Source organism: Pseudomonas sp. O230, assembly GCF_045447035.1.
Classification (GTDB): Bacteria; Pseudomonadota; Gammaproteobacteria; order Pseudomonadales; family Pseudomonadaceae; genus Aquipseudomonas.
Genome location: NZ_JBJGXN010000010.1, coordinates 150,460 through 165,262, shown reverse-complemented (window position 1 = coordinate 165,262; position 14,803 = coordinate 150,460). Strand labels below are relative to the sequence as shown.

9 protein-coding genes are annotated in these 14,803 nt (G+C 59.7%); 5 read left to right on the top strand and 4 right to left on the bottom strand.

Annotation, left to right across the window (positions count from 1 at the left end):
- The first annotated feature begins 2 nt into the window (after positions 1-2).
- Positions 3-968 carry a biotin/lipoyl-binding protein gene (locus ACI77H_RS22150; RefSeq protein WP_407013843.1) on the top strand — a complete coding sequence of 322 codons (966 nt, stop codon included), beginning with the start codon at positions 3-5 and terminating at the stop codon, positions 966-968.
- Positions 969-1,172: 204 nt separating this feature from the next.
- On the opposite strand, the gene ACI77H_RS22145 is transcribed toward ACI77H_RS22150, so the two are convergent.
- From ACI77H_RS22145 to ACI77H_RS22130, 4 genes are all read right to left on the bottom strand, one after another.
- A complete protein-coding gene (locus tag ACI77H_RS22145) occupies positions 1,173-2,594 on the bottom strand; it encodes an efflux transporter outer membrane subunit (protein ID WP_407013842.1) in 1,422 nt (473 codons plus the stop codon).
- A complete protein-coding gene (locus ACI77H_RS22140; protein ID WP_407013841.1) occupies positions 2,591-5,773 on the bottom strand; it encodes an efflux RND transporter permease subunit in 3,183 nt (1,060 codons plus the stop codon). The genes ACI77H_RS22145 and ACI77H_RS22140 overlap by 4 nt, the downstream gene beginning before the upstream one ends.
- A gap of 16 nt (positions 5,774-5,789) precedes the next feature.
- Positions 5,790-7,043 (bottom strand): multidrug efflux RND transporter periplasmic adaptor subunit MexE, encoded by a 1,254-nt coding sequence (gene mexE, locus ACI77H_RS22135; protein WP_407013840.1) that lies wholly within the window; start codon positions 7,041-7,043, stop codon positions 5,790-5,792.
- A gap of 283 nt (positions 7,044-7,326) precedes the next feature.
- Positions 7,327-8,244 (bottom strand): LysR family transcriptional regulator, encoded by a 918-nt coding sequence (locus ACI77H_RS22130; RefSeq protein ID WP_150629616.1) that lies wholly within the window; start codon positions 8,242-8,244, stop codon positions 7,327-7,329.
- A 269-nt stretch (positions 8,245-8,513) separates the two neighbouring features.
- On the opposite strand from ACI77H_RS22130, the gene ACI77H_RS22125 reads away from it, so the two are divergent.
- From ACI77H_RS22125 to pgm, 4 genes are all read left to right on the top strand, one after another.
- Positions 8,514-9,536 carry a zinc-dependent alcohol dehydrogenase family protein gene (locus ACI77H_RS22125; RefSeq protein ID WP_407013839.1) on the top strand — a complete coding sequence of 341 codons (1,023 nt, stop codon included), beginning with the start codon at positions 8,514-8,516 and terminating at the stop codon, positions 9,534-9,536.
- A 563-nt stretch (positions 9,537-10,099) separates the two neighbouring features.
- Positions 10,100-11,590 carry a hypothetical protein gene (locus ACI77H_RS22120; protein WP_407013838.1) on the top strand — a complete coding sequence of 497 codons (1,491 nt, stop codon included), beginning with the start codon at positions 10,100-10,102 and terminating at the stop codon, positions 11,588-11,590.
- Positions 11,587-12,987 (top strand): PLP-dependent aminotransferase family protein, encoded by a 1,401-nt coding sequence (locus tag ACI77H_RS22115; protein WP_407013837.1) that lies wholly within the window; start codon positions 11,587-11,589, stop codon positions 12,985-12,987. Before ACI77H_RS22120 ends, ACI77H_RS22115 begins: the two co-directional genes overlap by 4 nt.
- A 110-nt stretch (positions 12,988-13,097) precedes the next feature.
- Entirely contained in the window at positions 13,098-14,744 is a 1,647-nt protein-coding gene (gene pgm, locus ACI77H_RS22110) for a phosphoglucomutase (alpha-D-glucose-1,6-bisphosphate-dependent) (RefSeq protein WP_407013836.1), read from the top strand.
- Positions 14,745-14,803 lie beyond the last annotated feature (59 nt).

The window sequence follows — 14,803 nt, the reverse complement described above, 5'->3', positions numbered from 1 at the left end:
CCTTGAAGAAGATCCTTGCCCGGCTGGCCACAGTGGCGGTGGTGGTGCTGGCCTTTGTGCTCGGCTGGTTCGCCTGGGAGCATTACACCCGCGCCCCCTGGACTCGCGATGCGCGGGTGCGGGCAGATGTGGTGACCTTGTCCGCCGATGTCTCGGGTCGCATTGTCGCACTGGGGGTCGAGGACAATCAGCATGTCGACAAGGGCCAGTTACTGCTGGAGATCGACCCGGCTCGTTATGTCCTGGCGGTGGAGCATGCCAAGCGTTCGGTGGAGGTGTCGAAGGCGACCCTTGGTCAATCCGAAGCAACGATTGTCGCCAGCGAAGCGCTGCTGCGCCAACGCCAAAGTGAAGAACGCCGGCGGCGCACGCTCAAGCAACGCTTCGCGATTTCGGGCGAAGAATGGGAAAAGTCCAGCACTGAGGTGGCGGTCGCGCAGGCCGAGTTGCTGCGTAACCAGGCGAACCTGGGGCTGGCTCAGGCCAATGTGCAATTGGCCGTTGCGGCATTGACTCAGGCCGAGCTGGATTTACAGCGCACTCGGGTCGAAGCGCCCGTCAGCGGTTACGTCACCAACCTGCTGACCCGACAGGGCGACTATGCCGCGGCCGGTGGCGCGTTGTTGGCACTGGTGGACAGCGAATCGTTCTATGTCAGCGGCTATTTCGAAGAAACCAAGCTGCCGAGAATCGGGGAGGGTGATCGGGTCAGGATCGAATTGATGAGCGGTGAAACCTTCGGTGGCACAGTGCAAAGCATCGCCTTCGCCATCGCCGACCGCGAGAACTTGCCCGGTGGTCGTCTGCTGGCCAACATCAACCCCAGTTACACTTGGGTCAAACTGGCGCAACGGGTGCCGGTGCGGATCAGGATTGACCCCGACTATGCCGGCAAAGACAAACTGCGGGCCGGGACAACGGCCACGGTGACCATTGAGGAAAATCGCAATACCGAAGATCACCGCTAACCCCTGTGGGAGCGGGCTTGCCCGCGATAGCGGTGGATCAGTCACCACTCTGTTGAATGTGCGACCGTCATCGCGGGCAAGCCCGCTCCCACAGGGGACTCGAGTAATTTCACTCATCGTGCAGACAAAAAAAGCCCCGCGACCGAATGAGGCGCGGGGCAAAAAAATCGGTTGGTTGCGGCCAACCAAAGAAGCAATTACGCGTTACTTGCTGGCGACCGTCTCTGGTTGCCAACCACCACCCAAGGCCTTGTAGATCGCGACGATGCCGCGATACAGATCGACTTCGGCCTGGGCCTGAGTGTCTTCTGCCGCCAAGCGTTCGCGCTGGGCATCGAGCAGGACGAGGAAGTCCGACGACCCTTCGCGGTAGCGAATTTCCGCCAGGTCAGCGGCCGCACGGCTGGATTCACTCTGACGAATCAGCGAAATCAGGCGTTGCTGGCGTTTGCCGTAATCACTGAAGGCGTTTTCCGATTCTTCCAGCGCCAGCAGCACTTGTTGCTCGTAAGTTGCCAAGGCGCCTTCGGCATCTGCGTCGGCACCGCGCAGTCGAGCACGAACGCTGCCCAGATCGAACGCCGCCCACGTGATGCTTGGGCCCAGCGCCCAGGCGTTGGCCGCCGAGGAGCCGATCTGCGAACCTCGCCCGGCAGTAAAGCCGAGGAAGCCACTGAGGCTGACCCTTGGAAACAGATCCGCCTTGGCCACGCCGATACGCGCCGTGGCCGACGCCAGTTTGCGTTCGGCACTGAGAATGTCCGGACGGCGTTGCAGCAGTTCGCCCGGATCACCGATCGGCAGCGCCTTGGCGATGGCCGGCAAGTCTTTCGGGCTCAAGTCGACGGTCAGTTTGTCCGGACGTTCACCCAACAGGGTGGCGATACGGTTTTTCTGCCGGACCTGTTCGGCCTGCAATTGCGGCACGCTGGCTTCGACAGACGCCAGACGTGCATCGGCGCGGACCACATCGAGCTGATCGCCGACGCCGGCATCACGCAGGCTTTCGGTGATCTTGCGCGACTCCTGCTGGTTGTTCAGGTTGGCCAGGGCAATCTTTTCCCGCAGTTGCGCGCCCCGCAGTTGACCGTAGGCGTCCACCAGTTCGGCAATCATGCTGACTTGCAGTTGGTACAGATCGGCTTCGGCCGCTTGCTGTTCGGCGTCGCTGGATTCCAGATTGCGCTGGATGCGGCCAAACAGGTCCAGTTCCCAGGCCATGTCCAGACCCAGGTCATAGCGTTCGCTATTGACCCGCTTGGTGGTCTGGCCAGGAATCTGACCTTTGCCCAGATCACTGCTGACGCGGCTGGTGATGGTCGGCATGGCGTCATTGCTGGCGTCATCGCGGATCGCCCGTGCGGCTTTCCAGCGCGCGAAGGCGACGCGCAAATCACGGTTGCCTTGCAGCGATTGCGTCACCAACTGGTTGAGAGTCGGGTCTTCAAACTGCTGCCACCAGATGCCTTCGAAGCGCGAGCGGTCGAAGTTTTTCTGACCGGCAGCGCCATCGGTGGCGGTGGTGATGTTCGCCGGTTCGCTGGCCGGGGTCTTGTAGTCCGGGCCGACCGCACAGGCACTCAGGGCCAGTACCAGCAAGCTCGGCAGGAAGGCTTTCAGGCTCATTGTTGCGCCTCCAGTTTCAGGGCCTTGGCCGCTTTGCGCTTCTCGCCGCGCTCCACGAAATTACGAATCAACACGTAGAACACCGGTGTCAGCAACAGCCCGAAGAAGGTCACCCCGAGCATCCCGGAGAACACCGCCACACCCATGGCGTGACGCATTTCAGCACCGGCGCCGCTGGAGAACACCAGTGGCACCACACCCATGATGAACGCGAAGGAGGTCATCAGGATCGGCCGCAGACGCAGACGGCAGGCTTCCAATACTGCCGCGAGTGGGCTGAGGCCTTCGTCCTGCTGTTTGTCCTTGGCAAACTCGACGATCAGAATCGCGTTCTTACACGCAAGTCCCACCAGTACGATCAAACCGATCTGGGTGAAGATGTTGTTGTCGCCTCCCGAAGCAATCACACCCGTGATGGCCGACAGCAGGGTCATCGGTACGATCAGGATCACCGCCAATGGCAGGCTCCAGCTTTCGTACTGTGCCGCCAGTACCAGGAATGCCAGCAATACGCAGAGCGGGAACACGAACAGCGCGGTGTTGCCGGACAGAATCTGCTGGTACGTCAGGTCGGTCCATTCGTAGGTCATGCCGTTCGGAAGTTCTTCCTTGAGCAGTTTTTCGATGGCTTTTTCGGCCTGGCCGGAGCTGTAGCCTGGGGCGGCCGCACCGTTGATTTCAGCGGTGATGAAGCCGTTGTAGTGCATCACGCGGTCCGGGCCCGAGGTGTCGCTGACCTTGATGAAGGTCGCCAGTGGGATCATCTCGCCTTTGTTGTTACGCACTTTCAACTGACCGATCTGGACCGGCTCGAGGCGGAACTGCTGTTCGGCCTGAACGTTCACCTGATAAGTACGACCGAAGCGGTTGAAGTCGTTGGCGTACAGCGAACCCAAATAAATCTGCAGGGTGTCGAAAATGTCGCTGACGGCCACGCCGTGAGTCTTGGCTTTTTCCCGGTCGATGGCGGCATCGACCTGGGGCACGTTCACCGTGTAGCTGGTGAACAGGCCAGCCAGTTCCGGAACGCCGTGGCTTTTGTTGATGATGTTCATGGTTTCTTTGTACAGCTCGTCGTAACCCAGGTTGCCCCGGTCTTCGATCTGCAGGCGGAAACCACCGATGGTGCCCAGGCCTTGTACCGGCGGCGGCGGGAAGATCGCCATATAAGCTTCTTGAATTCCGGCGAACTGGCCGTTCAACGCACCGGCAATCGCACCGGCGGACATGCTCGGGTCTTTACGCTCGTCGAACGGTTTGAGGGTTACAAACACGATGCCGGCGTTCGGACTGTTGGTGAAGCCGTTGATCGACAGGCCAGGGAACGCCACGGCACTTTCCACGCCCGGCTGTTTCAGCGCGAGGTCGGACATGCGTTTGATCACGTCTTCGGTACGGTCCAGGCTGGAAGCGTCCGGCAATTGCGCGAAGGCCACCAGGTATTGCTTGTCCTGGCCGGGGACGAAACCGGTCGGGGTGCTGGAGAAACCGAAGAAGGTCAGCACCATCAAGCCTGCATACAACAGCAGGGCAATGCCGCTGCTGCGGATAACCCGGCCTACCGTGCCGACATAACCGTGGCTGGCCTTGTCAAAGAAGCGGTTGAACGGACGGAACAACCACCCACCAAAGATCTTGTCCAGCACCTTGGAGAAACCGTCTTTCGGTGCGTCATGGCTTTTGAGCAATACGGCGGCCAGTGCCGGCGACAGGGTCAGCGAGTTGAAGGCCGAAATCACTGTCGAGATCGCAATGGTCAGGGCGAACTGCTTGTAGAACTGCCCGGTCAACCCGGAGATGAACGCCGCCGGAATAAATACCGCACACAGTACCAGCGCCGTGGCGATGATCGGACCGGTCACTTCACGCATGGCGCGCTTGGTGGCTTCGACCGGGGTCAGCCCGAGTCCGATGTTTCGCTCGACGTTTTCCACTACCACGATGGCGTCGTCCACCACGATACCGATGGCCAATACCAATCCGAACAGCGACAAGGCGTTCAGCGAGAAGCCGAACAAGTGCATGACCGCAAACGTACCGATCAGCGAAACCGGCACCGCCACCAACGGAATGATCGAGGCACGCCAGGTCTGCAGGAACAGGATCACCACCAGTACAACGAGGATCAGCGCTTCGAAGAGGGTGTGAACCACCGCTTCGATGGAACCGCGCACGAAGATCGTCGGGTCATAGACGATGCTGAAGTCCATGCCTTCCGGGAAGCTCTTCTTCAGCTCCGCCATCTTGTCGCGCACTTCGTTGGAGATTTCGATCGCGTTGGAACCCGGACGCTGGAAGATCGGGATCGCCACCGCCGGTTGGTTGTTCAGCAACGAACGCAGGGCGTATTGGCTGGAACCCAGCTCGACGCGCGCGATGTCTTTCAGACGAGTGATTTCACCGTTGTCGCCGGAGCGAATGATGATGTTTTCGAACTCTTCTTCGGAAACCAGGCGACCTTGGGTGTTGACCGACAACTGGAACGCGGTGGCATTCGGTGCAGGCGGGGCGCCTAGGGCACCGGCCGCCACTTGACGGTTCTGCTCGCGAATCGCGGTCACCACATCGGTCGCGGTCAGATTGCGCGAAGCGGTCTTGTTCGGGTCGAGCCACACTCGCAGGGAGTAATCGCCCATACCGAACAGTTGCACATCACCGACACCGCCCAGTCGCGCCAGCTCATCCTTGATGTTGAGCAAGGCGTAGTTGGACAGGTACAGCATGTCGTAGCGTTTGTCCGGCGAGGTCAAGTGCACCACCATGGTCAGGTCGGGCGACGCCTTGTCCACGGTAATACCGATGCGCGTCACTTCTTCTGGAAGCTTCGGTTCGGTGCGGGTCACGCGGTTCTGCACCTGCACCTGGGCGTTGTCCAGGTCAGTGCCCAGCGCAAAGGTGATGGTCAGGGTGATCTTGCCGTCAGCGGTGGACTGCGAGGACATGTACAGCATGTTCTCGACGCCGGTGATGGCTTGCTCCAGTGGAGCGGCCACGGTTTCACCGATGACTTTTGGGTTGGCGCCCGGGAAGTTCGCGCGGACCACAACGGTCGGTGGCACGACTTCCGGGTATTCGCTGATCGGCAACTGGAACAGCGAGATGGCACCGGCGATCAGGATCAGCAGCGACAGCACCGCTGCAAAGATCGGCCGTGAAATGAAGAATTGGGAAAAATTCATCGGAGTTTGTCGTCCCTTAACCGCGTGGAGTCGCAGCAGCCAGTTTCACAACCGAACCCGGCGCGACCTTGGCAGGTGCGACTTGGGGCAGGTTGCTGGCTTCCAGCGCTTGTCGTTGTTGTGCGAGTGCCGCGAGGGTTTGTTCGCTGGCCATCGGGATCACTTCAGGGGTGACTGGCGAACCGGGACGTACCCGTTGCAGGCCCTTGACGATGATCGTGTCATCCTTGTTCAGGCCGTTGCGCACGATGCGCAGACCTTCGATTTTCGGACCCAGTTCGACGGCGCGGTACGCGGTTTTGTTGTCCGCATCCATCACCAGCACGAATTTTTTACCGAGGTCAGTACCGACCGCTTCGTCGTTGATCAGCACGGCGGAATAGGTGCCGCTACCGACCAGTTTCAGACGTGCATACAGGCCTGGGGTGTAGGTGCCGTCGGTGTTGTCGAACACCGCGCGACCGCGGATGGTGCCGGTTTTCGGGTTGACCTGGTTGTCGACGAAGTTCATCACGCCCTGGTGCGGATTGCCGTCTTCGTTGGACAGGCCGAGGTAAACCGGGGTGGTTGCACCGCGTTTACCCTGGCGGGCGAGTTGGGTGTACTTGAGGAACACACGCTCGTCAGCGTCGAAGTAGGCGTAGACCTTATCGGTAGACACGACGCTGGTCAGCGCGGTGGTATCGGCGGTCACCAGGTTGCCGGCGGTGATTTCGGCACGGCTGACACGGCCGCTGATCGGCGCGGTGACGCGGGTGAAGCTAAGGTTCAGTTTCGCCAGGTCCAGTTGTGCCTGGAGGGCACCGACTGCAGCGCGGGCTTCTTGTGCAGCGCTGGTGCGCGAATCAGCCAGCTCGGCGGAAATCGCGTTGCTGATGCGCAGACGCTCACCGCGCTGGGCTTCGTTTTCGCTACGGGTGGCGTTGGCGCGCGACTGAGCGACCAGCGCTTCGAGACGGCGGACTTCAGCCTGGAAGGGACGCGGGTCGATCTGGAACAGCAAGTCACCTTTCTTGACCAGCGCGCCTTCGGTAAAGGCGACGTCATCGATCTGGCCGGAGACCCGTGGACGAATCTCTACCGTTTCCGGCGCTTCAAGGCGCCCGGTGAATTCGTCCCATTCATTGACCGGTTGTTCCAGCACCTTGGCGACGCTGACTTTCGCCGCAGGCATGGTCGCGGCAGACTCCGGAGCCTTGCCGCAAGCGCTCATCACCACTATGGCCAACAGGGCCAGCGGGAAGCGCAAATGTTTGAATGACTGTTCCATGGATGCATCCGCCAATGTATTGAGATGGGCGGATGATGCTCGGCGGGGTGGTATCGCACGAATCGAACGAAGCGAAGGTAACTATCATTCGGAATGATATGAGGTCAAAGCGAGCCCTCTAGCATGCACCTCAGGTCAGAAGACGATCAATGTGTTTGATGGCAATTCTGTGTTGCGTGGAATGCAAGGACGCGGCGTGAGACCGAGTCGTGGTCTTCGCCGGCAAGCCGGCGAAGAGGCCATAGGCCCCAACACAAGATCAGGATCAGGATCAGGATCAGGATCAGGCCAGGCTATCCGGGTCGCCAAAGAACATCTGGATCCGCGACCTAAGCCAGCGCTCCCCCGGATCATTGTCCTGCGACCCGCGCCAGGCCATGTGCAACTCAAAGCTGCGCACCGGCAACGGCGGATCTTCCGCCCGCACACCGCCCGCGGCCGTCAGCGCGTCAGCCGTGTAATCCGGCACAGTTGCGACGATATCCGTCCCGCTGATGAGCGTGCTGAGCCCGTTGAACTGCGGCACCGCGAGCACCACGTGACGTTTGCGTCCGAGTTTTTCCAGCTCTTCATCTATAAAGCCGCTCAGGTCGCCGGCGAACGACACCAGCGCGTGAGGGCGTTCGCAGAAGTCATCCAGGCTCAAAGGCCCCGGCACGGTGTCGGCGCGCAAGAGTTTGGGCATGCTGCGGCGCAGCACTTTGCGCTTGGCGTTGGCCGGCAGGTCGGCGGTGTAACTGACGCCGATTGAAATCTCGCCCGAGGCCAGCAGGCTCGGCATCAGGATGTAGTTGGCCCGCCGCACCACCAGCACAATCCCTGGCGATTCGGCGCGCAGACGTTTGAGCAGCATCGGCAACAGTGCGAACTCGACATCGTCCGACAGGCCGATGCGGAACACCGCAGTGCTGGTCGCCGGGTCGAATTCCGCTGCACGGCTGACGGCCGTGGAAATCGAGTCCAGGGCCGGGGAGAGCAGGGCGAAGATCTCCACCGCCCGCGCGGACGGTTCCATGCTGCGCCCGGTTCGCACGAATAACGGATCATCGAACAGCCCGCGCAGGCGCGAGAGCGCCGCACTGATGGCTGGCTGGCCGAGGAACAATTTCTCCGCAGCGCGGGTCACACTGCGTTCGTGCATCAATGTTTCGAAAACGATCAACAGGTTCAGGTCGACACGACGCAGGTCATTACGATTCATCTGGAGTCCTGGCAGAGTCATCAAGCTTGACGAGAGCGGCCATATGAGAACAATGGCCGGCATGAATATTACGGGGAAAGGCTGCTACTCTGCACCGGGTAATTCACTTTTCCTACAAAGGCTGCTTCGGTTTCTTACGACATTTGAGGATGTCGCCGGCGCTGCGGAATCAATGACAGGCATGTCGACTATTAATAGCCACTGATAGTCTTGGGTAGAAAGCCCAGATAGAGTTCAGGGCATTAGAGGTTTCTTTGACGAGGTTTGCGATGTCCCGCACGATCCGTTTTCACAAGTTTGGTCCAGCCGAGGTGCTCAAATGCGAAGAGCATGCGGCCGCTCTCCCTGCGCCGGGCGAAGTGCAGGTGCGCGTCGAGGCGATTGGCATCAGCTGGTATGACATTCTTTGGCGTCAGAATCTGGCGTCCTCCCATGCTCGCTTGCCTTCAGGCCTTGGCCATGAAATGTCCGGCGTCGTGACAGCGGTCGGCGATGGTGTCGATGACCTCGCGGTCGGTGACAAGGTCGCCAGTTTCCCGGCTGAAAGTCCGAACGACTATCCTGTCTATGGTGAGCAAATCGTTCTGCCACGTTCGGCACTGACCCGTTATCCAGACGTGCTCAGCCCGATCGAAGCCAGCGTGCACTACACGCCGCTGTTGATTGCCTATTTCGCCTATGTCGACCTGGCCCGGGTCAAACCCGGGCAATTCGCCTTGGTTACCGACGCGAGTCACTGCGCCGGGCCGTCCTTTGTCCAGCTGGGCAAGGCGCTGGGCATTCGGGTGATTGCCGCCACTAAAACCGCGGAAGAACGTGAATACCTGCTGTCCCTCGGGGCCGAGAAGGTCATCGTCACTGAAGAACAGGACCTGCTGATGCAGATCAACAAGATCACCGACAATCGCGGCGTTGACGTGGTGTTCGATGGCCTTGGCGGCCCGCAGATGTCTATGCTCGGTGATGTGCTCGCGCCTCGCGGCAGCCTGGTGTTGTACGGCCTGCAAGGGGGCAACCAGACGCCGTTCCCGGCTTGCGCAGCGTTCCAGAAGAACATTCAGTTCTTTGTGCACTGCATCGGCAACTTCACTGGCAAACCTGAGCTGGGCATCATTCAGGACCAGGTCGCGTTGCAACGGGCCTTGCGCGATATCAACCAGCTGACCGCCGATCGCGTGCTGCTGCCGCTCAAGACTCGGGTCTTCCCGTTTTCCGAGTTTGTCGAAGCACACCGCTACATGGACGAATGCCCATGTCGCGAGCGGGTCGCCCTTCAGGTCGAATCTGCGTAACAGCCCCAGAAAAAGTCCGTGCCTGCACGGACTTTTTTATTGTCCCTCGGAAAACATGAGACGTCTCATCGATCTGTCGATGGGTCAGTTCAGCAACTGAACTAGTTTTTGCTCTCGATCTGTATCTTCTAATCAGCATCTAAGCCTTGATAATTGAATGATTACTTTCATCTCAAGGAATGAGTCATGTCTGGGTGCCAGCCTGATACTTTTCAATGCACATCGTTAATAGATATCCGACCAACAGTAAGTCGTTGCGCAGTTGTCAAAAAAAGCACGTGCGGCTTCTATCTTTATTTCTTGTGCTACATGTCTGTGGGACGCTGTCGGACATTTCCTAGGATGCTCTGTGCGGTCGCAAGATCCCGGTAATACGGGGCTTTGGCGCCGTTCGGTCTCGGCTGGGACAACGTCGGTGTTCAACCATTTCAAATAATTACTAAAAGCATAAGTGCTAGCATTTGACAATAACGTCCAGCACTTCATTCGTGTCAGACAATCCGCTGTGCAGTGCATATCACTGTTTATGCAGTACTGAACTTACGAGCATCAGGTAAATAAAGATGACCCATATCCATGACCAAGCGATGAACTATGTCTACCAGCAAATGCTGCAACGCTTGTTGAGTTTTTTCTCTCGGGCCGAACGCACGGCATTGCAACTGATGATTCAGCGTCTGGTGGTCGCTGCGGGCGGTATGGAGCACATTGGCGATTACAAGGTGCTGGCGATCCAGTCCGGGTCGCGCGACAGTTGCTACACCCTGGCGCTGCTGCGCGCCGCGCAACTGAGTATTGCCGGTCGGGCGCCTGCCACGTTCCATTTGCGCGTGGCCTCTCTGCGAATGAACGGTGCCAGCTCGATGGCTCAGGAAAACATCCATCGCAGCTACAGTTCGCTGTTTCTCTACGACGATCCGCGGGTCGAAGTGTTGATGGTGGATAACCGCGAAGTGTTGCCGTTCACCCATCCCGCGCCGATCTCCGATGCCGGTCGCGAAGCCAACCGGCTCAATGTGCTGATGGTGGGCCATCGTCGAACCTGGAACGGGCCAATCGATCTGTGGGACGACGGCTATCTGGCGACCGGTGAATTCTATGGGCAGATCGCGCGTTGGGACGGCGGCGTCGATGCCTTGGTCAGCAGTGACACTTCACGCCAGCAGAAGCAGTTTCTCGAAGGCTTGAAGCGGGCGGCGGCCAAGGCCGGGTTCAAGATCTCCAGTTCCGTTGAAACAGGCTTCGATGAGTTGTTCGCCTTGCTCGACGAGCTAGGCAGTGACTGCTATCGCGCGTTTTACCCTGGACAGGGTCAGGCGGCATGGCGGCCGGCCGAGCGCTTTGAGGCCTGTCGCCGTACCACGTTCATTGACATTCACGACATGCTGGTCAGCAACCTCGAAGAGCGCTGGCCGCTGCTGACCGAGTTTCTCGGTTTTCAACCCGACGAACTGGCGGCTCAGCTTAGCGACAACGAGTTTGTCAGCCTCTCGATATCGGCACACGTGCGAGGGTTGCAAGCGTGCTTCGTGCACGGTCGAAGCTACGAGGCGGGTGTCGCCGAATACTTGCAGCGGGCGTTGGTGATGATGCGCCGCAAGCGACTCCCGGAGCGTTTGTGCGAGCAAGCCGTGGAGGTCTTCGGTAATCCGGCGGGGCTTTCTGAACAGCGAGGGCTGGCCGCGTCCGAGGCGCAAACAAACCTTGGTTTGACCGAGGCTCAGCTGGTGTGCCTGCTTTTCGCACCCTTTGTCGAAAGCGGCGCAGCCCTTGAGCGCTTTTTGCGCCAGTGCCATCCCGGAATGCTGGTGGCGATGCCTGATTTGCACCGGGCAATGCAGGGCAGCCCGGTGCCGGAGCAAATCCTGCAATGGATGGTCGACGTCAGCGGGTTGCCCGTAAGCCTGATCGGCACACTTTACCGGATGGGGCCTGTGCCGGGAGCCGAGGCCAGGGCGGTCGAGTCTGATACGGATGGCGCGAACCTGCCATCGGAAACCGCCAACTTTGGCGATGCGGCGGTAGTGGTGGGTGAAGGATCCGCGGGACATTGAAAGGACCACGCGAGACCGACTTTGCTTATCAGGCGGTGTACCGATACCTGACGCACCTGATCAACGAACCGGTCAGCGACACTCGCGTGCGCTTGCCATCGTTGCGGCAGTTGGCGGATCGTCTGAGCGTGTCGATTTCGACGATTCAGTACGCGTACTCGTTGCTGGAGAAAGAGGGGCGTGTGTATTCGGTCGCCAAATCCGGCTATTACGCGTTGCCGGTGTCCGCCATCAGCACCCTCGGCAATGGCAATGACCTGCTCGAAACCGTTTATTTCAGTGCCAGGTGCCCCGGCATGCTGGTGTTGAGTGCCGATGAGCCAGCACTGCTACAACCCCTCGACAGTCCGTTATTGCTACTGGAGCGAGAACTGTTGCGCCAGTATCCGCGCCAGCCACAACCGCGTTCGCAACCCTGCGGTGAGCTGGAACTGCGTACCGCCCTGGCAGCGCGTTACACCACAACGCCGGTGCGCTGTTGGCATGCCGATGATGTTTACATTGGTGCCGACTTGCGCGGCGTCCTGGAAATACTGATCGCCGTGTTGTGCCTCAAAAACGCCGCGGTGGTGCTTGAGTCTCCGTGTGACTGGGCGATTCTGCGTTTGCTCCAGGCCGCCGATGTCCAGGTGATCGAGTTGCCGCTGCAAACCGATGGCGGACTGGACGTCGAACGGCTCAAGGAGCTGCTGGAGACCCGACCGGTGCGGTTGGTCATGCTGTCATCCGCTTTGAACATGCCGCGAGGCAGCCTTGCCACTGACGACAACCGGCGCGCCATTGCGCAGCTCCTGGCGCGACATGGCAGTTGGGTGTTGGAAAACGATTGCTACGGTGAACTCGAATTCGAACCGTGCGGCTTGCGGTTTCGCGATCTGCTCGACCCTGACCGGCTGATCGTGTTCTCGACGTTCGAGAAAGTCATCGGCCCGGAAGCGCCCTACGGCTACCTGTTGTCGCGGCATTTCAGTGCCGAATTGCAGCGGCACTTTCTGCTGCGCTCCTTTCGCCTGTCGCCGATTCGCCAGAAAGCCATTGCCCGTTTGTACGGTAACGGGCGGATCGATCAGCATCTTCAGGTGTTGCGCCGGTTGCTCAAGGACCGCAAGGTGCAGATGACGCAGCTGTTGCAGGAGCGCTTGAGCGACGCCTTGCATTTTGTCGAGCCGCAGGGTGGCGCAACGATTTGGGCGCGTTCACTGCGTCAGGTCGATGTGCGGCGAGTGTTTCAGCGCCTGCTCAAACAACAGGTGGTGATTGCACCGGGCGAGCTGTTCAGTTTGCAGGGGCTGCACTCGCAGCACTTGCGCCTCAGCCACACCTTTGGCGGTGAGCATGATCTGGCCGTTGCACTGTGCCTACTCGGCGATGCCTTGCGCCTGGAGTCAGTCGACTGAGCACGTCCGGCAGACATCCTTTGCGCTCGTGGATCGATCCCATCGCGTTGTGGTCAAACTGCCAGTAAACTGCGTCCCTATTCCTGAACCACTCTATTCAGAGGTTTTGCATGACACTCAGTCCTTTTGCGGGCAAACCGGCACCGGCAGAGTTGTTGGTCGACATCCCGCGACTGGTAACGGCTTATTACACCGGCCAGCCCGATGCCGCGATCTCCACCCAGCGTGTCGCTTTCGGCACGTCAGGGCACCGAGGTAGCTCGTTCGACTTGAGTTTCAACGAATGGCATGTTCTGGCGATCAGCCAGGCGATCTGCCTGTACCGCGAAGCCCAGGGCATCGATGGTCCGCTGTTCGTCGGCATCGATACCCACGCACTGTCCACCCCGGCCGGCGCCAGCGCCCTCGAAGTGCTGGCCGCCAACGGCGTGACAGTGATGATTGCCGAGGGGGACGAATACACCCCGACACCGGCCATTTCCCACGCGATTCTCTGTTACAACCGTGGCCGCACCTCGGGCCTGGCAGACGGCGTCGTCATCACGCCGTCCCACAACCCGCCCCAAAGCGGTGGCTACAAATACAACCCCACCAACGGTGGTCCGGCCGACACCCACATCACCAAATGGATCGAAGCCAAGGCTAACGAGCTGTTGAGCAACAAGCTCGCCGGCGTCAAGCGCATCAGCTACGAGCAGGCGTTGAAGGCCAGCACCACCCATCGTCACGATTACCTCAACACCTATGTTGCCGACCTGATCAATGTGATCGACTTTGACGCCATCCGCGACGCCAAGCTGCATCTGGGCGTCGATCCGCTGGGCGGAGCAGGGGTGCGTTACTGGTCGGCAATTGCCGAGCATTACAAGCTGGATCTCGACGTGGTGAACAAGCAGGTCGATCCGACCTTCCGTTTCATGACGGTCGACTGGGATGGCCAGATCCGCATGGATCCTTCGTCCAGTCACGCCATGCAAGGCCTGATCGGCCTGAAAGAGCGGTTTGATGTGGCGTTCGCCTGCGACCCGGATCACGATCGCCATGGCATCGTGACGCCGTCCGGCGGTTTGCTCGCGCCGAACAGCTACCTGGCGGTGTCTATCGATTATCTGTTCCAGAATCGCCCGCAATGGCGCGCTGATGCTGCCGTGGGTAAAACTGTGGTCAGCAGCGGCCTGATTGATCGCGTGGCCAAGCGTTTGGGCCGTCGTCTGTACGAAGTGCCGGTCGGTTTCAAATGGTTTGCGGACGGCCTGTTCGACGGCTCGCTGGGTTTTGGCGGCGAAGAAAGCGCCGGCGCCTCGTTCCTGCGCAAGGACGGCGGCGTCTGGAGCACCGACAAGGACGGTTTGATCCCGGCCCTGCTGGCGGCAGAAATGACCGCCCGTACCGGCCGCGACCCGAGCCAGGCGTATCGTGCGTTGACCGATGAACTGGGCGAACCCTTCTCGGTGCGGGTCGATGCAAAAGCCAACCCGGAACAGAAAGCGTTGCTGAGCAAGTTGTCACCTCAGCAGGTCACATCGACTCAGCTTGCTGGCGAAGCGATCCAGAGCATCCTCAGCCACGCGCCGGGTAATGACCAAGCCATTGGCGGCCTGAAAGTCATGACCGAAAACGGCTGGTTCGCGGCGCGTCCGTCGGGTACGGAAGACATCTACAAGATCTACGCTGAGAGCTTTGTCAGTGATGAGCATCTGAAGCAGTTGGTTGCCGAAGCTCAAACATTGGTGGATAGCGCTATTTCTGCGAAATAGTTGAGGTCCCCATCGCCGGCAAGCCAGCTCCTACACAGAATTGCGCAGGCCCTGTAGGA